Here is a 25,814-nt window from a genome sequence, read left to right on the forward strand (position 1 = left end):
GGGCTAGCCCCAATTGGACGCCGGATAGATTTAAGCAAGCCAACCATTTCACCCGTTAATCAGTATTGCAAAAAATGGGGTGACCATAGATTTTTTATGGGTCAGACAGTCAGCCTTAAACGTTAGTAACGCTCAACGTCTGCTTTAGCCTCAAGCTGTTTGCGATAAGCCGCAAAATCTTGTTGGCCAATACGCGATGCCAGGAAGCGACGGTATGTCGTTTTCTCTTCATCGGTAAGTGCTTGCTCTTGCTTGCTGACACCATCAAGACGAATCACCGTGAAGTCGCCACTTGCCAAGCTCACACCTGTGTAAGTCGGCTTACCATCATCAGCAGGTTTTGGCATACGGAACAGCGCCTGTAAGACAACAGGGTCAACACCTTCCTGCGCGCGGGTTGCAGCTTCAGTCACAGCCCACTGGCCCTTATCAACCGCTGCATCACCAGCACTGAGCTGAGCAATCTGCTTCTCACCCGCGGCTTTAGCAGCTTCGCTGGCACGCACAGTAGTCAGGTGCTCACGGATCTTGTCAGCGACCTCTTCAAGCTTCAACTGCTCAGGCTTGAGGTGTTGTTTGACGTGAACCACAACCACAGTGCTCGGATCCAGCTCGACCACTGCACTGTTACTGCCACCTTCCAGCACATCGCTGCTGTAAGCGGCTTCAACGACCTGGCGGTTAGCAGTGATGCCTTCACCACCCTCGCGACCAAAAGGCTTGCTGGTCTCGACTTTCAGACCCAGCTCTTGAGCTGGCTGAGCCAAATCCGCTGCCTCGAAAGCAGAATCTTCGAGTTGCTTGGACGCTTCAACAAAACGCTTTTCAACTTTTTGTGCTTTGAGGTCGTTAACCAATTTTTCTTTCAAGCTATCGAAGCTCGGCACTTCTGGCGCCTGCACACCCAATAGCTTGATCAAGTGCCAGCCGAAACTACTGCGCACCGGTGCAGAGACCTGGTCTTTGTCGAGGGCGTACAGTGCCTTTTCAAAGTCAGGGTCGTACACGCCTGGGCCTGCATAGCCCAAGTCACCACCATTGTTGGCAGAGCCAGGATCCTGCGAGACCTCTTTCGCTAGAGCGGCGAAATCTTCACCGTTTTGCAGGCGCTTCTGGACTTCTTCGATCTTGGCTTTAGCCTCGGCATCGCTGACCTTGTCATTGACTTCAATCAGGATATGCGCGGCGTCCCGTTGCTCAGTGAGGTTAGCGATTTCAGTCTTGTAGGCATCCTGCAAGTCTTTGTCATCAACCTTGATCTGATCAAAGAATGCATCTTTTTTCAGTTCAACGTACTGCACAACAACTTGCTCAGGGCTCATAAACTGGCTGCTCTGCGCATCGTAGTAGGCTTTGACGTCGTCATCGCTAAGCGTTACAGCTGCTGGGTCAGCGCTGACTGTATGCGTTGCAAAGTCACGCGTCTGCTTTTCCAGTGCGGCAAAGGCCTGCACTTCTTCGTCGGTCACAAAGCTGCTAGCCGACAAGCCTGCACGTAATTGACCGATCAGCATTTCCTGCTTAAGCATCTGCCGGAACTGCAGACGCGAATAGCCCATTTGACGAATCACTTGGTCAAAACGGTCAGCATTAAATTTGCCGTCAACTGCAAACTCAGGCGTCATCAAAATAACCTGGTCCAGTGCCGCTTCAGAGAAAGCGAATTTGGCGTCGGTAGCACCTTGCAACAACAGGCTACGTTCGATCAGGCCTTTTAGCGAAGCATCGCGCAGCAATTTCTCATCGAGCAAAGCTGGGTCAAAATTCTTGCCCAATTGCTGAACAAGCTGGCGGCGCTGCATTTCTACAGCTTGGCCAAGCTCATTTTGAGTGATCTTGTCGCCATTAACATCGGCGGCATTTTGACTATTACTGGTACCGGTAAATATCGCGTCAATACCCGTCAATGCGAGCAATGCAACGATAATGCCGATAATAGTCTTGGCAATCCAACCTTGTGAATTGTCCCTAATATTCTGAAGCATGCATCCCCCAGAACGACTGTATAAAGAAATCAGCCGCGCAGTGTGGGTAAGTTCCGGATAGAAGAAAGGCGCATCCGAGGATGCGCCTTCTCGTAACTGGCGGAGCGGACGGGACTCGAACCCGCGACCCCCGGCGTGACAGGCCGGTATTCTAACCGACTGAACTACCGCTCCGCTGTCAGATCAGCGATGAAGCTGATCTGATAGGTACTGCTCGAAAGGCGCTTAGTTAACGGCGTCTTTCAGTGCTTTACCCGCTTTGAAACCTGGGATCTTGGCAGCCGCGATGCTGATTGGGTTGCCAGTCTGTGGGTTGCGGCCAGTGCGAGCTGCGCGCTCTTTAACAGCGAAAGTACCAAAGCCTACCAATACAACAGAATCACCAGCCTTCAGAGCACCAGTTACAGATTCAATTACTGCGTCCAGCGCGCGGCCAGCAACAGCTTTTGGGATATCAGCAGATGCAGCGATAGCATCGATCAGTTCCGACTTGTTCACTCTAAGTCCCCTTAATTTCTGTTGAGAATATTTCTTCGTTTTTTAGTGTACGTGAAGCGAGTGCTGGTGGGTTCATTAGCCCCAGTTAGAGCCGCTTTATAACAAGGGCTCTAAAATGGTGTCAAGGAACCCTTCCGGCTAATGCGTGCTGATTCGCTCCTTGGAATCAGACTCGCGAGTTTCATCCTTTGCAACTAACTCAGGAGCCGCATCAGTTAAGGGCTCCGGGGCGTATTGCAGCGCAATTTGCAGGACCTCGTCAATCCATTTAACCGGTTTAATCTGCAGATCTTGCTTAATGTTCTCCGGAATCTCCTTCAAATCGCGCACATTTTCTTCCGGAATAATCACGGTTTTGATGCCGCCACGATGTGCTGCAAGGAGCTTTTCCTTGAGGCCGCCGATGGCCAAAACCTGACCACGCAGGGTGATTTCACCGGTCATTGCAACGTCTGCACGCACGGGAATCTCGGTCAGCGCTGAAACCAGTGCCGTACACATCCCTACGCCCGCGCTAGGGCCGTCTTTCGGCGTTGCCCCTTCCGGCATATGGATATGAATGTCACGCTTCTCGTAGAAGTCCAGAGGCACGCCCAAACTTTTCGCCCGACTGCGTACAACGGTCTGCGCAGCAGTGATGGATTCAAGCATTACATCACCCAACGAACCGGTCTTGATCAGTTGACCTTTACCGGGCACAACGGCTGCCTCAATAGTGAGTAATTCACCCCCCACTTGAGTCCAGGCAAGACCGGTAACTTGACCAATTTGGTCCTGTTGCTCGGCCAAACCATAGCGATGTTTGCGCACACCGAGGAAATCTTCGAGACTTTCGGCCGTTACAACAACCTTAAAACGCTTCTCTTTGGCGTGATCTTTAACCGCTTTACGACAGACTTTTGCGATTTGACGCTCAAGGCTACGCACACCCGCTTCACGGGTGTAATAGCGCACGATGTCGCGAATCGCATCCAATTCAAACTCTAATTCGCCCTTCTTCAAGCCATTGGCCTGAGTCTGTTTTGGCGCCAGGTATTTGATAGCGATGTTGATTTTTTCGTCTTCGGTATAGCCAGGCAGACGAATCACTTCCATACGGTCCAACAGCGGACCGGGAATGTTCATCGAGTTGGCAGTACAGAGGAACATCACATCAGAAAGGTCGTAATCGACCTCAAGATAGTGATCGTTAAAATTGTGGTTTTGCTCAGGGTCGAGCACCTCAAGCAATGCCGAAGCCGGATCACCACGCATGTCCTGACCCATCTTGTCGATTTCATCGAGCAAGAACAGTGGATTGCGCACGCCAACCTTGGTCATCTTTTGTATCAATCGGCCAGGCATCGAACCGATATAAGTACGCCGATGACCGCGAATTTCCGCCTCATCACGCACACCACCCAAGGCCATCCGCACAAATTTGCGGTTGGTTGCGGTGGCAATCGACTCTGCCAGCGAGGTTTTACCCACACCTGGGGGCCCTACCAAACAGAGCACCGGACCTTTAAGTTTCTTAACCCGCTTTTGCACGGCCAGGTACTCAAGGATGCGATCTTTAACCTCTTCAAGGCCGTAGTGATCGGCGTCAAGAATCGTCTCGGCACGCGTCAGATCAAGGCGAACCTTGCTCTGCGCCTTCCACGGCACATTGGTCAGCCATTCGATGTATGAGCGCACCACAGTCGCCTCAGCGGACATCGGCGACATCTGCTTGAGTTTGTTCAACTCACTGGCGGCCTTGGCATGGGCGTCTTTACTCATGCCTGAGGTTTCGATGCGCTTTTTCAGCTCATCAATTTCATTGTGGCCTTCGTCGATATCACCCAGCTCTTTTTGAATGGCCTTCATCTGCTCATTCAAGTAGTACTCGCGCTGGCTGCGCTCCATCTGCTTCTTGACCCGGCCACGAATGCGCTTTTCAACCTGCAACAGGTCTACTTCCGCATCGAGCAAGGCCAGCACGTGTTCAACACGGGCAGACAGATCGGTAATTTCGAGGATTTCTTGCTTCTGTTCGATTTTAAGCGCCATGTGCGCGGCCATGGTATCGACCAGGCGGCTTGGCTCATCAATGCTGTTAAGCGACGAGAGCACTTCAGCCGGGACTTTTTTGCCCAACTGCACATATTGCTCGAACTGACTGAGCAGGCTGCGCGTGAATACTTCTGACTCACGCTCAGCGACTTCGGCCTCATCCAGCAGTTGCACTTCCGATCGGAAGTAGCCGTCAGCTTCGATGAATTGTTCTATTTCACCCCGCTGCTCACCCTCGACCAGCACCTTAACGGTACCGTCAGGCAATTTGAGCAACTGCAACACCGTAGCAACGGTGCCGACTCGGTAGAGACCTGCTTCATTGGGATCATCGTCAGCCGGATTCTTTTGTGCGACCAGCAGGATCTGCTTTTCGCCCGACATCGCGGCTTCGAGTGCTTCTATGGATTTTTCACGCCCTACAAACAGCGGGATGACCATGTGCGGATAGACCACGACATCGCGCAGCGGCAGGAGAGGCAATTCGATGGTTGTCTTCATGATTTCGGCTCTACAGCGACCATACGGCCGTAAACGATGGGAATAACCCTTTCCCCTAAGATGGGGCTACCCCCAGGAAAAAACAAGCGTTACAACAGAAAAACAAAAAGGGCCCGCAGGCCCTTTTGCATTCAGGATGTAACAGACGGGTTAAGCGTCTGGTGCAGCCTTGGCTGGTGGCTCACTGTTTTCGTAGATCAACAGTGGCTGAGAAGTACCATCAATCACGCTTTCGTCGATGACGACCTTGCTGACATCAGTCTGAGACGGAATCTCATACATGGTGTCGAGCAGGATGCCCTCAAGGATAGAACGCAAACCACGAGCACCGGTTTTACGCTCCAGCGCCTTTTGCGCAACTGATTTCAGCGCGTCAGGACGGAACTCCAGATCAACCCCTTCCAACTCAAACAATTTTGCATATTGCTTGGTCAGGGCATTTTTTGGCTCGGTCAGAATCTGCATCAATGCAGCTTCATCCAGCTCATCCAGCGTTGCGATAACCGGCAAACGGCCAACGAACTCAGGAATTAGCCCGAATTTAACCAAGTCGTCTGGCTCAACATTGCGCAGTGACTCACCGATTTTCTTGCCAAGGTCTTTACTGCGAACCTGAGCATTAAAACCGATACCACCCTTCTCGGAGCGGCCCTGAATCACTTTTTCCAAACCGGAGAAAGCGCCACCACAGATAAACAGAATGCTGCGGGTATCTACCTGCAGGAACTCCTGCTGTGGATGCTTACGCCCACCTTGCGGCGGAACTGAAGCGACGGTGCCTTCAATCAGTTTCAACAGCGCCTGCTGAACGCCCTCACCCGATACATCGCGGGTGATTGACGGGTTGTCAGACTTGCGCGAAATCTTGTCGATTTCGTCGATGTAGACAATGCCCATCTGAGCTTTTTCTACATCGTAGTCGCACTTCTGCAACAGCTTCTGAATGATGTTCTCGACGTCTTCACCCACGTAACCAGCTTCGGTCAAGGTGGTGGCGTCAGCGATAGTGAACGGGACATTGAGCAAACGCGCCAGGGTTTCAGCCAGCAAGGTTTTACCCGAGCCAGTTGGACCAATCAGCAAAATATTGCTTTTGCCCAATTCAACATCGTCACTTTTCTTGTCACGCTGATTCAGGCGCTTGTAGTGGTTATACACCGCTACAGCCAAAACCTTTTTCGCGCGCTCCTGCCCGATCACGTACTGATCGAGGATCGCGCTAATTTCTTTTGGCGCAGGTAACTTATGCGCACTGCTCTCGGCCTGGGCTTCTTGCACCTCCTCGCGGATGATGTCGTTGCACAGGTCGACGCACTCGTCGCAGATAAAGACGGAGGGACCAGCAATCAATTTGCGCACTTCATGCTGGCTTTTGCCGCAGAAGGAGCAATAGAGCAGCTTGCCGTTGTCCTCGCCGTTGCGGGTGTCAGTCATTCGATCAATCCAATACGGTAGGCTTGAAACACAAGATGAAGGCAAACGTGGGCTTTTTCAAGTCCACAGGTGGTTAGATAGACCAACCACCTTCATCTGAACTGCTTAGGCAGGCATGTCACGCTTCATCATTACCGAGTCGATCAGGCCATATTCAGCCGCACGCTCAGCGCTCATGAAATTGTCGCGCTCGGTGTCACGCTCAATGGTTTCAAGCGGTTGACCGGTGTGATGCGCCAGCAAGGTATTCAAACGATGACGGATGTGAAGGATTTCCCTCGCATGGATGTCAATGTCCGACGCCTGGCCCTGGAAACCGCCCAGAGGCTGGTGAATCATCATTCGCGAGTTAGGCAAGCAGTGACGCTTACCCGCCGCACCACCTGCCAACAGGAACGCACCCATGCTGCAGGCCTGGCCGATGCAGGTAGTGGACACGTCAGGCTTGATGAACTGCATGGTGTCGTAGATCGACATGCCCGCAGTCACCGAGCCACCCGGGGAGTTGATGTACAGGTGAATGTCTTTGTCTGGGTTCTCTGCCTCAAGGAACAACAGCTGAGCAGCAACCAGGTTGGCCATGTAGTCTTCGACCGGGCCAATCAGGAAGATCACTCGCTCCTTAAGCAAACGTGAATAAATGTCGTAGGCGCGCTCGCCACGGGCCGATTGCTCGACAACCATAGGAACTAAGCCGCCAGCGGCTTGGATGTCAGGCATGTGTTGCATGAAAGGATTGCGGGACATTTCTTGCACTCGCTCCCTAAATAGTCATATTTCAAATACGCATAAGCCAGCACGAAGGCTGGCTTATGGTGTGTTCGAACGAGGTAAAGAAATCAGTCGGCTTTTGGAGCTTCCACCGGCTTGACAGCTTCTTCGTAAGAGACCTTTTTATCGGTCACATTAGCCTTCTGCAAAACAGTATCTACAACTTGCTCTTCAAGCACAACAGAACGAACTTCGTTCATCTGCTGATCGTTCTTGTAGTACCAAGAAATAACCTGCTCTGGCTCTTGGTAAGCAGAAGCCATTTCAGTGATCAGCTCTTTAACGCGAGCGTCATCAGGCTTCAAATCAAACTGCTTGACCACTTCAGCAACGATCAAACCCAGGACCACACGACGCTTGGCCTGCTCTTCGAACAGCTCAGCCGGCAGTTGGTCTGGCTTGATGTTACCGCCGAACTGCTGAACAGCCTGCACACGCAGACGGTCAACTTCGCTCGACAGCAGTGCCTTTGGCACTTCAATCGGGTTAGCGGCCAGCAAACCGTCCATCACCTGGCTCTTAACCTTGGATTTAATGGCCTGACGCAGCTCGCGCTCCATGTTTTTGCGGACTTCAGCACGGAAACCGTCGATACCGCCTTCTTTGATACCGAACAGCGCGAAGAAATCGTCATTCAGCTCAGGCAGCTTCGGTGCAGCAACAGCCGTTACGTTAACGGTGAATTCTGCAGTTTTACCGGCCAGATCCAGGTTTTGATAATCTTCTGGGAAAGTCGGGTTGATAACTTTCTCTTCGCCCGCTTTAGCGCCAACCAGAGCATCTTCAAAGCCAGGAATCATACGGCCAGAGCCTAGAACCAACTGAGTGCCTTTGGCCGAACCACCAGCGAACTCAACGCCGTCGATCTTGCCAACGAAGTCGATAGTGAGCTGGTCGCCAGTTTCAGCAGCGCGCTCTACAGCTTCAAAGCTGGTGTTCTGCTTACGCAGGATATCCAGCATGTTGTCGACATCGGTATCAACAACTTCAGCTTCCAGACGCTCAACCGCGATGGTGTCGAGGCCAGTCACTTCAAACTCAGGAAACACTTCGAAAGTAGCAACGTACTCGAGGTCCTTGCCTTTTTCGAACGACTTAGGCTCTACAGCAGGCTGGCCAGCTGGGTTCAGCTTCTGCTCAACAACTGCCTCATAGAAGGTTGCCTGAATCAGGTCGCCCAGGGCTTCTTGACGCGCAGAATCTTCGTAGCGCTGACGAATAACGCTCATCGGTACTTTACCTGGACGGAAGCCAGGAACCTTGGCGCGACGAGCAGTCTGCTGCAGACGCTTGTTGACTTCGGTCTCGATGCGCTCGACGGGTACACCGACGGTCATGCGACGCTCGAGTACGGAAGTGTTTTCAACAGAAACTTGCATTGATAATCCTCGTTGCACAGACATTAAGCCGACTGTTTCCAGCCCCAGATCAAGGGCATGCATTCTAGAGGGTCAATTTACAGAAGTCACCCTAGAAGCAGGCGGCAAACGGGAGATAACTAATAGATGGTGGCACGCAGAGTCTTGGACTCATGCACCGGCCACCATTGCAGCAACGCCTTTAAATGCGGGCGTTGTGCTTTGTTAATCAGCGTATTTGTGTTCCCCAAACGCCGCCACGGTTTCACCTGAGACAGCCTTTAGGGCACAGCCGGGGCGCATGATACACCTTTTGTATTGACCAATGGAAAAAAGCTATTTACTGCCTTTTTGGCATTAAGCCCGACACAAAACGATATAAATCAATCAGCTAGGGCGCGCCTGAACAGAGCGCATCAGATTGTTATAAATAGCCCGCAACAGAGCCGCCGCCGCGCGTCAGGCGGTTCGTTATCCGCTCGCAAACCACTTCTGCCTTAAGCCCACCGCACCGCACAAATTCAAGGGCATTACTCAGCCCCAGAAACGAAAAAAGGCAGCCTTTTCGGGCTGCCTTTCTTTCGCTGCTTTCAAATTGACTGTTAATCGCTTTGAAAGCAGACCTTAATTGGTGCGGACGGAGAGACTCGAACTCTCACACCTTGCGGCGCTGGAACCTAAATCCAGTGTGTCTACCAATTCCACCACGTCCGCAGAACAAGGGGTTGAAACATAAGAGCCAGACCTTAGGCCTGGCTCTTATTTCAGCAATATGGGGTGGACGATGGGGATCGAACCCACGACAACAGGAGTCACAATCCTGTGCTCTACCAACTGAGCTACGCCCACCATATAACTTACTTGAGCCAAAGATACCAAATGGTACACCCGGCAGGACTCGAACCTGCGACCATCCGCTTAGAAGGCGGATGCTCTATCCAGCTGAGCTACGGGCGCTTATCCATCTGCAAGCAGACTTCAAGCTTTCGGCATTCTCACAAACACTTACAAGTAAGTTGTTTGCTTGTTTGCCGTCTTACCCAGCGACTGGCTGTGCTCGACAAGCGGGGCGAATGTTAATGGCCGTTTCGATATCCGTCAACACTAAAATTAAAAAAATTCAGTGAGATAAAGGAGTTACACGAATTTCGTAGCTTAGCGCCTTTGCCCCGCGCCCGCTCCGTGCGAGAATGCGCATCCTTTTTCCATCCTCTCTTATGGTTAACCACGCGCAATGACCGCACAACTGATTGACGGCAAAGCGATTGCTGCCAGCCTTCGCCAACAGATAGCTAAATCTGTCGCCGAGCGACGCCAGCAAGGTCTGCGAGCGCCAGGCCTTGCAGTGATCCTGGTTGGTAGCGACCCTGCCTCTCAGGTTTATGTCTCGCACAAGCGTAAAGACTGTGAAGAAGTCGGCTTCCTTTCACAGGCCTATGACCTGCCTGCTGACACCAGCCAAGAAACGCTGGCGACACTGATTGATGAGTTGAACGAAGACCCGACCATCGACGGCATTCTGGTTCAGTTGCCACTGCCGGAGCACCTCGACTCATCATTGATTCTTGAGCGCATTCGCCCAGATAAAGACGTCGATGGGTTCCACCCCTACAATATCGGCCGTCTTGCTCAGCGCATGCCGCTGCTACGTCCGTGCACGCCAAAAGGCATCATGACCCTGCTCGAAAGCACTGGCGTTGACCTGTATGGCTTGCACGCGGTTGTGGTTGGCGCATCGAACATCGTTGGCAGGCCCATGGCAATGGAGTTGCTGCTCGCGGGCTGCACCGTCACTGTGACCCACCGCTTCACCAAGGACCTGGCACGCCACGTCGGTGATGCCGACTTGTTGGTGGTCGCTGCTGGCAAGCCGGGATTGGTTAAAGGCGAGTGGGTCAAGCCAGGCGCTATCGTGATTGACGTGGGCATCAACCGTCAGCAGGACGGCAAGCTAATTGGCGATGTGGTTTACGAGACCGCCCTGCCCCGCGCTGGCTGGATCACCCCAGTGCCCGGCGGTGTTGGCCCGATGACCCGCGCCGGTTTACTTGAAAACACCCTGCACGCGGCAGAACACCTGCACAAATAAGCGCCGCACTTAAACTAAAAAACGGCAGAAGCCTGGCTTCTGCCGTTTTTTTGTAGGTGCATTCTGCGTAATTTTTAGTTACTTGCGCGCCTGCTCCCATGACTTTAATAAGTCAGCGTAGTTAACCGTTTCACCTTTCGGCTTCTCATTGGCCAGCTTAGGTTTTGGTGCGCCCGGCTGATCCAACCAGTATTGCGGATCACGTTCTTCATTTAGTTTTGGCCCACACTCACCCAGCACATTGGCTCGCTCCAACCGACCCAGCATGGTGTCCTGTGCCGCCGCCAAGCCATCCAGTGCCTCTTGCGGGGTTTTATCGCCACTGGCGGCCTCTGCAATGTACTGCCACCAAAGCTGAGCCAGCCGCGGATAATCGGGCACGTTGGTGCCGGTCGGCGTCCATTGCACCCGGGCCGGACTGCGATAGAACTCAACCAGACCGCCTAATTTCGGCGCGATATCGGTCATTGCCTGCGAGTTGATATCAGACTCACGAATGGGCGTCAGACCCACCAGGGTCTTTTTGAGCGACACTGTTTTCGAGGTCACGAACTGCGCATAAAGCCATGCGGCCAGCCGTTGTTTCTCGGGCGTTGACTTGAGGAATGTCCATGAGCCGGTGTCTTGGTAACCCAGCTTCATGCCCTCCTCCCAATACGGCCCTTTGGGTGAAGGTGCCATACGCCACTTTGGCGTGCCGTCTTCATTCACCACCGGCAAGCCCGGCTTGGTCATGTCAGCGGTAAAGGCTGTGTACCAGAAAATTTGCTGCGCGATATTTCCCTGAGCAGGCACCGGCCCTGCCTCTGAGAAAGTCATGCCCTGCGCTTCAGGTGGCGCGTAGGCACGCAACCAATCAACATACTTCTGCGTGGCAAATACCGCCGCAGGCGCATTGGTTGCGCCACCACGGGCAACACTGGAACCCACTGGGCGACAGCCATCTACTCGAATCCCCCACTCATCCACCGGCAGGCCGTTGGGCAAACCTTTGTCGCCGCCGCCAGCCATGGAAAACCAGGCATCGGTAAAGCGCCAGCCCAATGACGGGTCTTTCTTGCCGTAATCCATGTGGCCATAGACTTTCTTACCGTCGATTTCCTTAACATCTTCAGAGAAGAACTTGGCAATGTCCTCATAGGCCGACCAATTAACCGGCACACCCAATTCGTAGCCGTATTTTTCCTTGAACTTGGCTTTCAGGTCAGCACGCTCAAACCAGTCTGCGCGGAACCAATACAGGTTGGCGAACTGCTGATCTGGCAGTTGATAGAGTTTGCCGTCTGGACCAGTGGTAAACGAGATACCGATGAAGTCAGGCAAGTCCAGGGTTGGCGAGGTGAAGTCCTTGCCTTCGTTGGCGATCATATCGCTGATCGCCACAGCCTTACCGTAGCGAAAGTGCGTGCCGATCAAGTCGGAGTCATTGATATAGCCGTCATAGATGTTTTTATCTGACTGCATTTGCGTCTGCAATTTTTCAACGACATCGCCTTCTTGCATCAGGTCATGAGTCAGTTTTATCCCGGTAATTTCACTGAACGCCTTGGCCAGTACTTTGGACTCGTACTCATGGGTGGCAATGGTTTCAGACACTACGTTAATGGTCATTCCGCGAAACGGTTCAGCGGCTTTGATAAACCACTTGAGTTCGGCGAGTTGCTGCTCGGGGGTAAGTGTCGAGGGACTGAACTCGCTTGCCATCCATTTCTTTGCCGCATCCTCATAAGCGTCAGCCCATGCCGCACCACTTAGTCCGGACAACGCCAGCAAGGCTGTCAGCGCCATGCTATGTCGGGTTTTGTTGTTATTTTCGAACATAGAGACCTCCATCTCAGGGTATTTACTAAAGCTGAATAAAAGCCGTTCTAGCCTGTCGTCAGCCCCAACGCATCACAACCAATAACCACACAACGGATAGCACCGAGGCTATCCAGACACTCCAGTCAGTCACACCAATGACCATCAGGTGCAGGTATGCACTGCCTAGAAGCCCAATAAACAAACGATCGCCACGGCTGGTGGTAATCGGCAAAAAACCACGACGCTCAACACAGGGTGAACGCAACTCCCAGAACGACATACCGAGCAGCAACAGGCCAATGCCACTGAAAAACAGCGCGGTGGGTAATGTCCAAGCCATCCATTCCATAGGTTTCTCCTTACACCCGACCCAAGGCAAAGCCCTTGGCAACGTGATTGCGCACAAACCAAATAACCAACATGCCCGGCAAAATGGTCAAGACGCCCGCTGCGGCCAGCACCCCCCAATCGATACCTGAGGCTGAAACCGTACGCGTCATCACCGCAACGATCGGCTTGGCATCAACAGAGGTCAGGGTTCGCGCCAGCAACAGCTCAACCCAAGAAAACATGAAGCAAAAAAACGCCGTGACACCTATTCCAGAGCCAATCAGCGGGATAAAAATCTTCACGAAAAACTTCGGAAAGCTGTAGCCATCGATATAAGCCGTTTCATCTATCTCCTTCGGCACGCCCGACATAAAGCCCTCGAGAATCCAGACCGCCAATGGCACGTTGAACAAACAGTGGGCCAAGGCCACGGCAATGTGGGTATCGAACAAGCCGATCGATGAATAAAGTTGGAAAAACGGCAAAAGGAACACCGCAGGCGGGGCCATACGGTTGGTTAGCAACCAGAAGAACAGGTGCTTATCGCCCAGAAAGCGATAGCGTGAAAATGCATAGGCTGCCGGCAGCGCTACAGTCAGCGAGATCAGTGTATTCAAGCTCACGTAATACAGTGAATTGAGGTAAGCCTGATACCAACTCGGGTCAGTGAAGATCACCTTGTAGTTGTCCAGGGTAAAACTGCTGGGCCAGAGTGTCAGGCTGCCGAGAATCTCGGTATTACTCTTGAACGACATGTTCACCAGCCAGTAAATCGGCACCAGTAAAAACACGATGTAGAACCCTAAAACCAAGCGTTTACGCAACATTGCCAGTCTCCTTAGCGGTTCTTATCGGTATGGGTCATGGCGGTGTAGAACAGCCATGACACCAACAAGATGATCAGGAAGTAGATCAGCGAGAACGCTGCAGCTGGGCCCAGATCGAATTGGCCCACCGCCATTTTGGTCAGGGTTTGGCTAAGGAAGGTGGTCGCATTACCCGGGCCGCCCCCCGTCAGCACAAAGGGCTCGGTGTAAATCATGAAGCTGTCCATAAACCGCAACATCACCGCGATCAGTAGCACGCTCTTGAGCTTGGGCAGTTGGATATGCCGAAACACCGCCCAGGCAGATGCACGATCAATGCGTGCGGCTTGGTAATACACATCAGGTATCGCGCGCAGACCTGAATAACACAGAAGCGCCACCAACGAAGTCCAATGCCAGACATCCATCACCAGCACCGTGACCCAAGCATCAGCGGTATTAGAGGCGTAGTTGTAGCTGATACCCAAGGCATTCAAACTCCAGCCGAGCAGACCGATGTCGGCCCGGCCAAAGATTTGCCAGATGGTCCCCACCACATTCCACGGAATCAGCAGCGGAATCGCCATCACAATCAAACATAACGACGCCCAGCGCCCTTTGGTCGGCATGGTCAGCGCGATGGCGATACCCAGCGGAATTTCGATCAATAGCACGCAGCCGGAGTAAATAAACTGGCGCAGCAGCGAGTCATGAAGGCGTGAGTCACGAAGCACCTGCTTGAACCAATCGACACCGACAAAGAAGCGGCTCGATGAATCAAAAATATCCTGCACCGAATAATTCACCACAGTCATCATCGGCACCACAGCACTGAAGGCCACCAGCAAAAACACCGGCAGCACCAGCCACCATGCTTTGTTGTTATGCACTTTCATTGTGTGCCTCCTGCGTGCCTGTCTCGACAAGAAAGTCGTCGGCATAGACCATCAGCCACTGCGCAGGAAAACTCACTGCTGCGCGCAGCTTGGGCACGGCCTGGTCTTCCTGCAGGCGTACCTTGAGCGGCTGACCATCCAGGTTTAAGGTGAGGATTTTATAAGTCCCCAAATCTTCGACATGAATCACCTCGGCATTAAAGGCATCATCGCCAGATAAGGTGTCCTGCAATTGGGTACCGCCCGACCTATCAGCGCTGGTCGTATCCCATAGGTGAACAAACTCAGGGCGAATGCCTATTTTTAGCTGCTTATAGTCGAGTGTTTCGAGACGCTGATTCAGTGCTGCATTAAGGCTCACCTGGGTATTTGCAAACGCCACGCCGCCTTCACAAGGCTCGACGTCAATCAGGTTCATGCCCGGACTGCCGATGAAGTAACCGACAAAGGTATGACTTGGCCGCTCAAACAGTTCACGCGGCGTGCCGAACTGAACAATTTGACCGCCATACATCACTGCAATCTTGTCGGCGAAGGTCGATGCCTCCAACTGATCATGGGTCACGTAGACCATGGTGATGTTGAATTGCTCGTGTATCTGCTTGAGCTTGCGCCGCAGTTTCCACTTCAAATGCGGGTCAATTACCGTCAGCGGCTCATCAAACAGGATCGCCGAAACATCATCACGCACCAGGCCTCGCCCCATCGAGACTTTCTGCTTCTCATCGGCGGTCAGGTTGCTGGCTTTTTTCGCCAGCAATGGATGCAAATCCAGAACCTCGGCGATCTCATGAACCTTGCTCAGTACTTGTGGCTCTGCCATGCCCTGGTTGCGCAGCGGAAAAGCGAGGTTATCGAATACCGTCATGGTGTCGTAAACCACTGGGAACTGGAAAACCTGAGCGATATTGCGCTTCTCCGGCGGTAAGGCATTGACCACGACGGAATCAAATAGCACCTCGCCCTGAGAAGGACTGAGCAACCCCGAAATAATATTCAGCAGGGTTGATTTACCACAGCCAGATGGCCCAAGTAGCGCATAAGCGCCGCCCTGCTCCCATACATGATTCATCTCGCGTATCGCATAGTCTGAGGCGTTCTGCGGTATACGGCTGTAACTGTGGGCAAGGTTGTGCAAGCGGATCTCGGCCATCAGGCAGCCCTCCCTGCGCGCCGAGCAGGTGCTTGCTTGAGCTGCCCCTGTACATCAAAGACAAATAATTTGTGGGTTGGGATGTAAATCAGAATCGGCGTATCAACGTCATATTCATGAACGCCGGGAAGGTGCAGCACCAGTGAAAACTGCTCACCCCGCACATGCAGAAAGGTTTCTGAGCCACTTATTTCCGCAAGGTCAACCGCGACCGCAAGCTCCAGGTCATCATCATTGGAAGGCATCAAGCCAATATGACTAGGGCGCACACCAAACCGGTACTCGCCTGGCTCAAGTTGCTGCAAATCCGGGTTTAAAGGGAAATGCACCGTTTCGGCAAAACTCACTTCAGTACCGCTGATTTGCCCCGGCAACATATTAATCGGCGGCTCAGAAAACAACTCGGCCGCCAACACTTGCTGTGGACGATTATAGACCTCGGGCGTATTGCCACTTTGGATCACCCGCCCCTCGTGAAGAATGGTTGTAGTGCCACCAAGGGCCAAGGCCTCATTCGGCTCTGTGGTGGCATAGATAGCAATGGTATGACGCGCCGCAAACAATTCGCGCATTTCTTGGCGCAGCTCTTCACGTAGCTTGTAATCGAGGTTGACCAACGGCTCATCAAAAAGAATGAGCGAAGCATCTTTAACCAGCGCCCTGGCCATGGCAGTGCGCTGTTGTTGGCCACCAGATAACTCCAAGGGATAGCGTTTGAGCAAACCCTCAATACGCAGCATCTTGGCGGTTGCATGGACCTTATCGGTGATTTCAGCCTCAGAGCAACGCGCCTGTCGCAAGGGGGAAGCGATGTTCTCGAACACACTAAGCGTTGGATAATTGATGAACTGTTGATAGACCATCGACACGTTGCGCTGACGCACCGGAACAGCGGTGACATCAGCGCCATTCATCAATATGCGGCCCTTACTTGGACGGTCAAGACCCGCCATCAATCGCATCAAGCTGGTCTTACCAGACAGCGTACGCCCCAGCAGCACATTGAATGAACCAGGCTCGAAACTCAGGCAAGCATCGTCAATGTAAACCTGGTTATCAACCGTGCGGCTGACATGCTCCAGCGTCAGTGACATGGCCCTTCCTTTTTGTTATGCCATTTCACAGCACTAAGCGATGTCCGTGCCAGCTAGCAGCTGGCGGTCCTACCACCTTGTTTTAAATGAACATTTAAGAAAATCCAACACGCAATTTGATGACCCTTGAACAGTTTTGAACAGTTGCTAACTGAACAATTGAACACTCAAGCGTTGACATTGAACAGTCATCAACGACACTCATTGAACTCGGCGAAGACCGTGACTCACAACAATAAAAATCGCTGCAACGGAGAACTGCCGCCCATGGCTGAATCTGCCCGGACATTGACTCACCAAGCAATTATTGAGGACTCTTGGTCGCGTTGTCGCCACTTCGGCCTGACGCATCAAACCGCACCGAGCTTTGGCTCACCGGTGCAGAGCGAGGTCAGTGCACTGCTTGATCGTCACCAAAGCCTGGTGGTCACCACTCACCAAGAAGTGCTGCCCTACTACGGAAATATCCTCGCCAACTCAAGCTGCCTGATAATGCTTGCTGACAATCAAGGCCAGGTTTTGCAATCTTGGGGCGACCAGCGCTTTCTGGACTCACAGCACAGCCAGGGCTTTGTTGCCGGAGCCAGTTGGCAGGAACGCCAAACCGGGACCAACGCCATAGGTACTGCTCTTAACTGTGCCCAGGCCGTGCACATTCAACAGGATGAGCACTACCTCAAGGCCAATCGATTCATGACGGGATCGGCCTCACCTATTTTCGATGAGCAACGCCAGGTCATTGCAGTGCTTGATGTATCCAGCGACAGCTATCTGCCGCCATCGCACACCCTGGGCATGGTCAAAATGATGAGCCAGTCGGTTGAAAACCGGCTGATTCTGAACCTGTTCAAACAGCACTACTTCCAACTGACGTTCAATACCAGCCTCAACAACCTGCAAAGCCCTTGGGCTGGACTTGTCGTATTTGATGAAAGCGGCCTGGTGATTTCGGCCAATCGTCGGGCTGATAACCTGCTCGGCAGCAGTTTGGCGCTGGTTAATATCGAAAGCCTGTTTGATGTCCCCCTGAGGCAACTACTCAACCAACCTTCCGGGCAACCCTTCACCCTGAAGGCCGGCGGACGCTTTCGCTTTCACGCACAGGTCATTCACCCAGAACAACCTGCTGCACCCAAGGCCCGCGACTTTCGCCCGCAATCCAAACACACACCAACGCCGGCATCCAACGAGCCCCTTAGCCTGGGTAACCTGAGTGCAGGCGATGCCAAGGTTGATAAAGCCATCATGCAAGCTCAACGCCTTATTGAGAAAGATATTGCACTGCTGGTTTATGGCGAAACCGGCGTCGGTAAAGAAGTATTCGTGAAAGCCCTGCATCAAGCCAGCAGCCGCGCACAACAACCGCTAATTGCGGTGAACTGTGCAGCTATCCCTAGCGAACTGGTTGAGTCGGAGCTTTTTGGTTACGAGAAAGGGGCTTTTACCGGTGCCAATCAAAAAGGCAGCAGCGGGCTGATTCGCAAGGCCGACAAAGGCACCCTGTTTCTTGATGAAATTGGTGACATGCCGCCAAGGGTGCAAGCCCGCCTATTGCGCGTACTGCAAGAACGGTGCGTACAACCCTTGGGCAGCAGTGAAAGCTTTCCAGTCGACATACGCCTGATTTCGGCGACCAACCGCCCGCTTCGCAATGACGTCGAACACGGGCTGTTCCGACAAGATCTGTACTACCGCATCAATGGCCTTAGCCTTGAGTTACCACCGCTGCGTGAACGCAGTGATAAAGCAGCCTTATTCAAACGCCTGTGGCAACAACACCGAGAGCCTCAGCAATGGGCGGGGTTAAGCAATGAGGTGCTGGAAATATTCAACGCACACCCCTGGCCCGGCAATCTGCGTCAGCTCAGCAGTGTGATTCAGGTGGCGCTGGCAATGGCCGATGACCAGCCGATCAAGCGTGAACATCTACCGGATGATTTCCTTGAGGAATTGCATGACCAAGCTTCAGCCCGTACAGGCTCAACGTTGGCCAACTGTAGTCGCCTAAAGCCAACTGAAACGGTCGAACCCAGTGATCAAGCAGACCTTGATCAAGAACTGCAAGCCTGTGCAGGCAACGTCTCCCAGCTTGCCCGACGCCTCGGTGTAAGCCGTAATACACTGTACAAGCGCCTGCGTGAGCAAGGTTTGAAGCTGTAACGACTGGATTTTAGGCTCAAAAAAACCACCCGAAGGTGGTTTATTTGTTTTACAAACAAGCCTGTGCAAGAACCCTTGCGCTGCTTATTTATCTTTAAAGTTCATCAGTTTCTCAACCATTTGGTCGATGGTGAACGATGCAGGACGCTGACGCGGTGGGAAATCCTTGAACGTCATCAAGAACTGCTGTGTGCGGAAGATCCCCGGAAAGATAGCCGACTGAGCTTTCTTGTCCCACCACACGTTGTAGCTGTTGGAGTCGGTGTCAGCTCGCTCGAAAGGGTCGCGACGGAGGTTAAACAGCTTAGGTGCACGCAGGTCTATGAACGGGTCGCGCCATACATCAAAGCGGTGTGCACGTTGCTCTGCGTAAACAATTTTCCAGTCACCGTCGCGCGCGCCCAGTAGCTTACCGTCGTCGCTGAAGTAGTAGAAATCAGTGCGCGGCCCCTTCTGCTCCTTACCTTCAAGGTAAGGCAACTGATTGTAGCCATCCAAGTGCACCTTGAAGTGCTTGTCGCCTGCTGTGTAGCCGCTCAGCAGTTTTTCTTTCACGTCAGGCACACCCGCTGCTGCCATGAGGGTTGGTACCCAGTCTTGCGCGGAGACGATTTCGTTGGAGACGCTGTTAGGCTTGATGTGATCTGGCCAACGGATAATCGCCGGAACTCGGTATCCACCTTCCCAGTTGGTGTTTTTCTCACCACGGAAGGGAGTAATACCTGCATCGGGCCATTGGTTGAAGTGCACACCGTTATCGGTGGTGTAGATGACGATGGTGTTATTAGCAACGCCCAAGTCGTCTAGCTTTTTAAGGATCTCACCGACCTGGCCATCATGCTCAACCATGCCATCGTTGTAGAAGCCCTGGCCAGAAATGCCTTTGGTTTCTTCTTTGATATGGGTGTAGTAATGCATGCGCGTCGAGTTAAACCAGACAAAGAACGGCTTGTCTTGCTTGACCGCTTTATCCATGAAGTTAAGCGACGCATCTAGGAACTCTTGGTCAATGGTTTCCATGCGCTTGCGATTAAGCGGCCCAAGGTCTTCGATCTTGCCGTCGGCGGTGCTGTGAATAATGCCGCGAGGGCGGATGGCTTTATCGATAACTGGATTCTTGGTCCAATCTTCGTCCTCTGGTGCCTCTTCAGCATTGAGGTGGTAGAGGTTACCGAGGAACTCATCAAAACCATGGTTTGTCGGCAAGAACTCGTCGCGGTCACCCAAGTGGTTTTTACCAAACTGACCGCTGGTGTAACCGAGTGGTTTAAGCAGTTCGGCCAAGGTTGGGTCTTCTTTTTGCAAACCGACTGTCGAGCCTGGCATGCCGACCTTGGTCAAACCGGTACGCACAGGATGCTGGCCGGTGATAAACGCTGCGCGCCCAGCGGTACAGCTTTGCTCACCGTAGTAGTCGGTGAACATCATGCCTTCGTTGGCAATGCGGTCGATGTTAGGGGTTGGGTAACCCATCATGCCGTAGCTGTATTTGCTGATGTTTGTGATGCCGATGTCATCGCCCATTATCACTAAAATATTGGGTTTGTCGGCGGCAGAAACCAGAGAGGCAGCGCAAACTGAAGATGCTAATAGCGCTAACGCGCCAATAGTTTTAAGACGTACTTGTAGCCAAGCCATCGTGACATCCTTTTGGTCATTATTATTAGTCTGTAGTGCGCCCCAGCTTAGCTCTAGAACTTCAGAGATAAACACACGCCAAAACCTACAAAAGCGTTAACTTGAACCTTTGAGCGGTATTGAAGCGGCAATTTAATTACCAGTCCTCAATGCCCTGACTTTACTCAGAACAAGGCAATCCAAGGTGCACAATAAACCTTTGGGTGACGCCTTGGATTGACATAACGCGACAATAATTTGTCTTTCAGTGACAGCGCAAACCATCAATATCACGCTTTCGAAGTAGAAGCATTTTGCAGGCAGAAAAAAAGCCGCATAAGCGGCTTTTTCCTGCAGCAAATCAGACAGTCAGTTACTCAGCTAAGCGCCAAGTGGTTCCGCCTTTGCCGTCTTCAAGTACAACACCCATGGCTGTCAACTGATCACGAATGCGGTCAGACTCAGCCCAGTTTTTATCAGCACGGGCTTGTAGTCGCGCTGCAATCAGCCCATCAACTTCAGCGGCATCAACCTTGCCCTCAGCGCCCGCCTGCAAGAAAGCTTCTGGCTCAAGCTGTAAAACACCCAGCACCGAAGCCAGTTCTTTCAAGCGCGCAGCCAAGCCTGCGGCAGCATCAAGGTTGGTATCGCGCAGACGGTTGATCTCGCGAACCATTTCAAACAAGACGGCACAGGCTTCAGGTGAGTTGAAGTCATCATCCATCGCGGCCGCAAACCGCTCTGCATAGGCTTCACCGCCAGCGACTGCGACCTCAGGCAAGCCCTTGAGTGCATGATAAAACCGTTCCAGCGCGCCCTTGGCTTCTTTCAAGCTGTCTTCTGAGTAGTTGATCGGGCTGCGGTATTGGCTCGACACCAGGAAGTAACGCACCACTTCAGGGTGATACTTTTCCAGCACCTCGCGAATGGTGAAGAAGTTACCCAAAGACTTGGACATCTTCTCGCCGTCGACCCGCACTGCACCGGCATGCATCCAGGCATTCGCATAGAGCTTGCCGGTTGCCGCCTCGCTTTGGGCAATTTCGTTCTCATGGTGCGGGAACACCAAGTCCGGGCCTCCACCGTGAATGTCGAAGGTCTCGCCCAAGCAGCAGGTGGACATCACCGAGCATTCGATATGCCAGCCCGGACGCCCTTCACCCCATGGCGACAGCCAGCTTGGCTCGCCCGGCTTGGCGCCCTTCCACAGGACGAAATCCAACGGATCTTCTTTTGACTCGTCGACTTCGATCCGCGCACCAATGCGCAGGTCCTCGATTTTCTTGCGCGACAGCTTGCCGTAGCCGACAAACTTACCGACACGGTAGTACACATCCCCGTTGCCCGGCGCGTAGGCGAAGCCTTTGTCGATCAAGGTCTGAATCATTTCGTGCATGCCCGGAATGTGCCCTGTTGCGCGCGGCTCCATATCTGGGCGCAGCACCGACAGGCGCGCTTCGTCTTCGTGCATGGCGGCGATCATCCGATCAACCAGCACCTCAAAGCTTTCACCGTTTTCCTGAGCGCGACGAATAATCTTGTCATCGATATCGGTGATATTTCGCACATAGGTCAGCTCATAACCGCGAAAGCGCAGCCAGCGTGCGATCACATCAAACGCAACCATCACCCGAGCATGACCAATGTGACAGAAGTCATAAACCGTCATGCCGCAGACATACATGCGCACATGATTGCCAACCAGCGGTTTAAGTTCTTCTTTGGTTTTACTCAGGGTGTTGTAGATGGTCAGCATAAAAAATCCTTAAACGCGGCCCTTTGAGCCACAAAATCAGGAGTGTCCCAGTGCGCCACAGACGTACCTAACGCCTGCAGCGAACCGGGTAATTCACTCAGCACTACGGGCGGGACTTAACCCCAGGAATCACGCAGCGTTACGGTGCGGTTGAACACCAGTGCATCCGGCTTGGAATCTTTCGCGTCGAGACAGAAGTAACCTTCGCGCTCAAACTGGAAACGATCCTCAACCGTGGCAGTCGCCAATGAAGGCTCAGCGCGGCAGCCCTTGAGCACGACCAGCGACTCAGGGTTGATATTGTCGAGAAAGCTTGCGCCCTCTTCTGCTTTTTCAGGGTTGGCCGAACGGAACAGGCGGTCATACAAACGCACCTCACACTCAACACTGGCATCCGCCGGAACCCAGTGCACCACACCTTTGACTTTGCGCCCTTCCGGGTTCTTACCGAGGGTTTCCGGGTCATAGGAGCAGCGCAGTTCGATGACATTGCCTTCGGCGTCTTTGATGGCTTCATCAGCACGAATCACATAGCTGCCGCGCAAACGTACTTCGCCACCCGGCTCAAGGCGCTTGTAGCCCTTTGGCGGGTTCTCGTCGTAATCACCGGCGTCGATGTAAATCTCACGGGCGAATGGCAACTCACGCGTACCGATATCCTGCTTCGGATGACGCGCCAGGCTGAGGATTTGCACCTGATCTTCAGGGTAATTGGTGATTACCACTTTCAACGGCTTAAGCACACACATGGCACGCGAAGCATTGGCGTCGAGGTCTTCACGAATCGCGAATTCAAGCATGCCGATATCCACCACGCCACCGGCGCGGTTAACTCCGATCATGTCGCAGAAGTGGCGCATCGATGCCGGCGTGTAGCCACGACGACGATAGCCGACCAAGGTCGACATACGTGGGTCATCCCAACCGTTCACATGGCCTTCGTCAACCAGTTGTTTAAGCTTACGCTTGCTGGTGATGGTGTAGTTGAGGTTCAGACGCGCAAATTCGTACTGCCGCGGCTGTGCTGGCACCGGCAATTTAGCCAGGAACCACTCATACAACGGGCGGTGATCTTCGAACTCAAGGGTGCAAATCGAATGGGTAATACCTTCGATCGCATCCGACTGACCGTGGGTGAAGTCATAGCTTGGGTAGATGCACCACTTATCACCGGTCTGATGGTGATGAGCATGACGAATGCGGTAGAGAATCGGATCGCGCAAGTTGATATTTGGCGCAGCCATGTCGATTTTGGCCCGCAGCGAACGTGCGCCATCGGCAAACTCGCCCGCTTTCATGCGCGCAAACAGGTCAAGGTTCTCTTCAACCGAGCGGTCACGAAACGGGCTGTTGCGACCTGGCTCGGTCAGGTTGCCGCGGTACTCCCGCGACTCCTCTGGCGACAAATCGCAAACGAAGGCATCTCCAGACTTGATCAGCGCGACGGCCCAATCATGCAGTTGGTCGAAGTAGTTGGACGCATAACGCTCCTCACCCGCCCACTGGAAGCCAAGCCATTGCACGTCCTGCTTGATCGCATCGATGTATTCCTGGTCTTCCTTGGCCGGGTTGGTGTCATCAAAACGCAAATGACACTCACCGCCAAACTCTTTAGCCAGACCGAAGTTCAGGCAGATCGATTTAGCGTGGCCAATGTGCAGGTAACCGTTAGGTTCCGGCGGAAAACGTGTAATAACCTTCGCGTGCTTACCTGTCTCCAGGTCAGCCTGGACGATTGGGCGAAGGAAGTTCGTTGCGACGGGAGTCTCTGGCTTGCTCATGGTGTCCTTGATCATGCAGGTGCGCGGCTTAGCAACGGCCGACTAATACAATGAATGCTTGAAAACCAACAGACCCGTATGCAACCTGGGTGTTACAAACGTGTAGGGGCGCTATCATTATGAATTGGATTGATGTTCAACGCATGAAGATCAAAACAACGGAGTTGCTCAAACGATAGTCCAGCTAAGCACGTTAATAACTGACGTGATGGTTTTCCGACAATTCCAAAGCGCCTATCATAGCCGAAGCTGTCAACCCCCTGACAGGCCTTGAACCCAGTTCATTTGCGCTGCGTACTACTTAACTTACGTTTACAATGTCTGTTGCACCTATGGGCTCAGGCAAAATATGGCCTGCAAGGCCTCAAATGTATTGATTTATTGGGCCTCAGCAACAACCTAATGCAGTAGTTTCAAGGCTTGCTTGGCTTGATTCGGCCTCCTGCTTAATTCGACAGAGCGATTACTCTCATGATCAAGTTGCACACTAACCACGGCGTTATCACCCTCACCCTGTTTGCTGACAAGGCACCAGAAACCGTGGCCAACTTCGAAGAATACGTAAAAAGCGGCCATTACGACGGCACCGTTTTTCACCGTGTGATCAGCAACTTCATGGTCCAGGGCGGTGGTTTTGAGCCGGGCATGAAGCAGAAGTCGACTCGCGCGACCATCAAAAACGAAGCCAACAACGGCGTTTCCAACAAAGTCGGTACCGTTGCCATGGCCCGCACCATGGAGCCACATTCGGCTTCAGCACAGTTCTTTATCAACGTCTCTGACAATACCTTCCTCGACCACACCGCACCGACCGTGCAAGGCTGGGGCTACACAGTATTCGGCGAAGTAACCGATGGCATGGATGTAGTCGAAAAAATCAAAGCCGTTCCCACCACCATGAAGTCTGGCCACCAAGATGTACCCGTGGACGACGTCATCATCGAGCGTGCAGAGATCGTTGAGTGATTCTACTGATCTCTGATCTACACCTTGAACAGGAGCGCCCGGATATAACCCGGGCGTTTCTACATTTCCTCAGCACTCGAGCACGTCAGGCTGAGGCGTTGTACATCCTTGGCGATTTCTTTGAAGTCTGGGTTGGCGACGATGCCATCACCCCTTTCCAACGCTCGATTGCCGACGCCCTCAAGCAGCTAAGTGAAAGCGGCACAGCTATTTTCCTCATGCATGGCAACCGCGATTTTATGATCGGCAAAGGCTTTTGCCGTGAAGCTGGCTGCACCCTGCTTAAAGACCCCAGCGTGGTCGAGATGGGCGGTGAGTCCGTATTGCTGATGCACGGCGACAGCCTATGCACCCGCGATGAAAACTACATGCGCCTGCGCCGCTACCTGCGTAATCCGCTGACGCTGTGGGTTTTGCGCAATCTTCCCCTACGCACCCGTCACAAGCTTGCCCGCAAGCTGCGTAATGAAAGCCGCGCACAAACCCGGATGAAAGCCAGCGATATTGTTGACGTCACCCCAGATGAAGTCACTAGGGTCATGGCTCAACACTCAGTCAAAACCCTGATCCATGGCCACACCCATCGCCCAGCAGTGCACAAACTGCAGGTAAACGAAGCGCCCGCGAGACGCATAGTTTTAGGCGATTGGGACCGGCAAGGCTGGGCCCTGCAAGTCGATGAAAATGGCTTTAATCAAGCAGCTTTCAATCTTGAAGCTATTGCGTCCTGAGTCGAAGATGGACGCAATAGCCTAGGGTCTGAAAACGCCAAGTTTGACCAC

Annotated in this window: 18 protein-coding genes, 4 tRNA genes and 1 pseudogene; 4 read left to right on the forward strand and 19 right to left on the reverse strand. The window is 52.9% G+C overall.

The features are described 5' to 3' along the window. Positions 1-122: 122 nt before the first annotated feature. The 10 genes and pseudogenes from ACIGCM_RS10390 to ACIGCM_RS10435 form a co-directional block, all read right to left on the reverse strand. Positions 123-1,985, reverse strand: coding sequence for a SurA N-terminal domain-containing protein (locus ACIGCM_RS10390; RefSeq protein ID WP_397501991.1), 1,863 nt, complete (start codon positions 1,983-1,985; stop codon positions 123-125). Positions 1,986-2,082: 97 nt separating this feature from the next. Further along, positions 2,083-2,159 (reverse strand) — tRNA-Asp (locus ACIGCM_RS10395). Positions 2,160-2,210: 51 nt separating this feature from the next. Then, positions 2,211-2,507 (reverse strand): annotated as a pseudogene (locus ACIGCM_RS10400) (HU family DNA-binding protein); the annotation flags it as partial. A gap of 114 nt (positions 2,508-2,621) precedes the next feature. Then, positions 2,622-5,018 carry an endopeptidase La gene (gene lon / locus ACIGCM_RS10405; protein WP_397501992.1) on the reverse strand — a complete coding sequence of 799 codons (2,397 nt, stop codon included), beginning with the start codon at positions 5,016-5,018 and terminating at the stop codon, positions 2,622-2,624. Between the two features lie 150 nt (positions 5,019-5,168). Then, positions 5,169-6,452: an ATP-dependent Clp protease ATP-binding subunit ClpX gene (gene clpX / locus ACIGCM_RS10410; RefSeq protein WP_397501993.1), complete on the reverse strand. Its 1,284-nt coding sequence runs from the start codon at positions 6,450-6,452 to the stop codon at positions 5,169-5,171. 105 nt (positions 6,453-6,557) lie between these two features. Next, a complete protein-coding gene (clpP, locus tag ACIGCM_RS10415) occupies positions 6,558-7,199 on the reverse strand; it encodes an ATP-dependent Clp endopeptidase proteolytic subunit ClpP (RefSeq protein WP_397501994.1) in 642 nt (213 codons plus the stop codon). Between the two features lie 92 nt (positions 7,200-7,291). Further along, the gene (gene tig, locus ACIGCM_RS10420; protein WP_397501995.1) at positions 7,292-8,602 is read right to left on the reverse strand and encodes a trigger factor; all 1,311 of its coding nucleotides are present in this window, start codon (positions 8,600-8,602) and stop codon (positions 7,292-7,294) included. A 608-nt stretch (positions 8,603-9,210) separates the two neighbouring features. Continuing rightward, a tRNA-Leu gene (locus tag ACIGCM_RS10425) sits at positions 9,211-9,295 on the reverse strand. Between the two features lie 59 nt (positions 9,296-9,354). Then, positions 9,355-9,430 (reverse strand) — tRNA-His (locus ACIGCM_RS10430). A gap of 31 nt (positions 9,431-9,461) precedes the next feature. Beyond that, positions 9,462-9,538 (reverse strand) — tRNA-Arg (locus tag ACIGCM_RS10435). 277 nt (positions 9,539-9,815) lie between these two features. Here ACIGCM_RS10435 and folD point away from each other — a divergent pair. Next, positions 9,816-10,670 carry a bifunctional methylenetetrahydrofolate dehydrogenase/methenyltetrahydrofolate cyclohydrolase FolD gene (gene folD / locus ACIGCM_RS10440; RefSeq protein ID WP_397501996.1) on the forward strand — a complete coding sequence of 285 codons (855 nt, stop codon included), beginning with the start codon at positions 9,816-9,818 and terminating at the stop codon, positions 10,668-10,670. Between the two features lie 78 nt (positions 10,671-10,748). Here folD and ACIGCM_RS10445 read toward each other — a convergent pair whose 3' ends face one another. The 6 genes from ACIGCM_RS10445 to ACIGCM_RS10470 are packed head-to-tail and all read right to left on the reverse strand — an operon-like array spanning position 10,749 to position 16,752. Then, a complete protein-coding gene (locus tag ACIGCM_RS10445) occupies positions 10,749-12,491 on the reverse strand; it encodes an extracellular solute-binding protein (RefSeq protein WP_397501997.1) in 1,743 nt (580 codons plus the stop codon). 58 nt (positions 12,492-12,549) lie between these two features. Then, positions 12,550-12,822 (reverse strand): DUF2160 domain-containing protein, encoded by a 273-nt coding sequence (locus tag ACIGCM_RS10450; protein WP_397501998.1) that lies wholly within the window; start codon positions 12,820-12,822, stop codon positions 12,550-12,552. A gap of 10 nt (positions 12,823-12,832) precedes the next feature. Beyond that, complete coding sequence (locus tag ACIGCM_RS10455; protein WP_397501999.1) at positions 12,833-13,630, reverse strand: carbohydrate ABC transporter permease; 798 nt, start codon at positions 13,628-13,630, stop codon at positions 12,833-12,835. Between the two features lie 11 nt (positions 13,631-13,641). Continuing rightward, complete coding sequence (locus ACIGCM_RS10460; protein WP_397502000.1) at positions 13,642-14,505, reverse strand: carbohydrate ABC transporter permease; 864 nt, start codon at positions 14,503-14,505, stop codon at positions 13,642-13,644. Then, positions 14,492-15,658 (reverse strand): ABC transporter ATP-binding protein, encoded by a 1,167-nt coding sequence (locus tag ACIGCM_RS10465; protein ID WP_397502001.1) that lies wholly within the window; start codon positions 15,656-15,658, stop codon positions 14,492-14,494. Before ACIGCM_RS10465 ends, ACIGCM_RS10460 begins: the two co-directional genes overlap by 14 nt. Continuing rightward, positions 15,658-16,752, reverse strand: a complete 1,095-nt coding sequence (locus ACIGCM_RS10470; RefSeq protein ID WP_397502002.1) for an ABC transporter ATP-binding protein — start codon at positions 16,750-16,752, stop codon at positions 15,658-15,660. The genes ACIGCM_RS10465 and ACIGCM_RS10470 overlap by 1 nt, the downstream gene beginning before the upstream one ends. 267 nt (positions 16,753-17,019) lie before the next feature. Here ACIGCM_RS10470 and ACIGCM_RS10475 point away from each other — a divergent pair, with 267 nt between their 5' ends. Then, complete coding sequence (locus ACIGCM_RS10475; RefSeq protein ID WP_397502003.1) at positions 17,020-18,912, forward strand: sigma-54-dependent Fis family transcriptional regulator; 1,893 nt, start codon at positions 17,020-17,022, stop codon at positions 18,910-18,912. An 84-nt stretch (positions 18,913-18,996) separates the two neighbouring features. Here ACIGCM_RS10475 and ACIGCM_RS10480 read toward each other — a convergent pair whose 3' ends face one another. The 3 genes from ACIGCM_RS10480 to ACIGCM_RS10490 all read right to left on the reverse strand — a co-directional run bounded on the left by ACIGCM_RS10480 (position 18,997) and on the right by ACIGCM_RS10490 (position 24,066). Continuing rightward, complete coding sequence (locus tag ACIGCM_RS10480) at positions 18,997-20,550, reverse strand: arylsulfatase (RefSeq protein ID WP_397502004.1); 1,554 nt, start codon at positions 20,548-20,550, stop codon at positions 18,997-18,999. A 352-nt stretch (positions 20,551-20,902) separates the two neighbouring features. Next, positions 20,903-22,285, reverse strand: coding sequence for a cysteine--tRNA ligase (gene cysS / locus ACIGCM_RS10485; RefSeq protein ID WP_397502005.1), 1,383 nt, complete (start codon positions 22,283-22,285; stop codon positions 20,903-20,905). Between the two features lie 116 nt (positions 22,286-22,401). Beyond that, on the reverse strand, positions 22,402-24,066 hold the full coding sequence (locus ACIGCM_RS10490; protein WP_397502006.1) for a glutamine--tRNA ligase/YqeY domain fusion protein: 1,665 nt from the start codon (positions 24,064-24,066) through the stop codon (positions 22,402-22,404). Between the two features lie 471 nt (positions 24,067-24,537). Here ACIGCM_RS10490 and ACIGCM_RS10495 point away from each other — a divergent pair, with 471 nt between their 5' ends. After that, a complete protein-coding gene (locus ACIGCM_RS10495) occupies positions 24,538-25,032 on the forward strand; it encodes a peptidylprolyl isomerase (RefSeq protein WP_397502007.1) in 495 nt (164 codons plus the stop codon). After that, the gene (gene lpxH, locus ACIGCM_RS10500) at positions 25,029-25,763 is read left to right on the forward strand and encodes a UDP-2,3-diacylglucosamine diphosphatase (RefSeq protein ID WP_397502008.1); all 735 of its coding nucleotides are present in this window, start codon (positions 25,029-25,031) and stop codon (positions 25,761-25,763) included. The genes ACIGCM_RS10495 and lpxH overlap by 4 nt, the downstream gene beginning before the upstream one ends. Positions 25,764-25,814 lie beyond the last annotated feature (51 nt).

The organism is Pseudomonas sp. NPDC078700, from assembly GCF_044542375.1.
Lineage (GTDB): Bacteria > Pseudomonadota > Gammaproteobacteria > Pseudomonadales > Pseudomonadaceae > Aquipseudomonas.

Coding starts and splice junctions, on each gene's coding strand:
- ACIGCM_RS10390 (WP_397501991.1), bottom strand. CDS start 1,985: ATGCTTCAGAATATTAGGGACAATTCACAAGGTTGGATTGCCAAGACT.
- lon (WP_397501992.1), bottom strand. CDS start 5,018: ATGAAGACAACCATCGAATTGCCTCTCCTGCCGCTGCGCGATGTCGTG.
- clpX (WP_397501993.1), bottom strand. CDS start 6,452: ATGACTGACACCCGCAACGGCGAGGACAACGGCAAGCTGCTCTATTGC.
- clpP (WP_397501994.1), bottom strand. CDS start 7,199: ATGTCCCGCAATCCTTTCATGCAACACATGCCTGACATCCAAGCCGCT.
- tig (WP_397501995.1), bottom strand. CDS start 8,602: ATGCAAGTTTCTGTTGAAAACACTTCCGTACTCGAGCGTCGCATGACC.
- folD (WP_397501996.1), top strand. CDS start 9,816: ATGACCGCACAACTGATTGACGGCAAAGCGATTGCTGCCAGCCTTCGC.
- ACIGCM_RS10445 (WP_397501997.1), bottom strand. CDS start 12,491: ATGTTCGAAAATAACAACAAAACCCGACATAGCATGGCGCTGACAGCC.
- ACIGCM_RS10450 (WP_397501998.1), bottom strand. CDS start 12,822: ATGGAATGGATGGCTTGGACATTACCCACCGCGCTGTTTTTCAGTGGC.
- ACIGCM_RS10455 (WP_397501999.1), bottom strand. CDS start 13,630: ATGTTGCGTAAACGCTTGGTTTTAGGGTTCTACATCGTGTTTTTACTG.
- ACIGCM_RS10460 (WP_397502000.1), bottom strand. CDS start 14,505: ATGAAAGTGCATAACAACAAAGCATGGTGGCTGGTGCTGCCGGTGTTT.
- ACIGCM_RS10465 (WP_397502001.1), bottom strand. CDS start 15,658: ATGGCCGAGATCCGCTTGCACAACCTTGCCCACAGTTACAGCCGTATA.
- ACIGCM_RS10470 (WP_397502002.1), bottom strand. CDS start 16,752: ATGTCACTGACGCTGGAGCATGTCAGCCGCACGGTTGATAACCAGGTT.
- ACIGCM_RS10475 (WP_397502003.1), top strand. CDS start 17,020: ATGGCTGAATCTGCCCGGACATTGACTCACCAAGCAATTATTGAGGAC.
- ACIGCM_RS10480 (WP_397502004.1), bottom strand. CDS start 20,550: ATGGCTTGGCTACAAGTACGTCTTAAAACTATTGGCGCGTTAGCGCTA.
- cysS (WP_397502005.1), bottom strand. CDS start 22,285: ATGCTGACCATCTACAACACCCTGAGTAAAACCAAAGAAGAACTTAAA.
- ACIGCM_RS10490 (WP_397502006.1), bottom strand. CDS start 24,066: ATGAGCAAGCCAGAGACTCCCGTCGCAACGAACTTCCTTCGCCCAATC.
- ACIGCM_RS10495 (WP_397502007.1), top strand. CDS start 24,538: ATGATCAAGTTGCACACTAACCACGGCGTTATCACCCTCACCCTGTTT.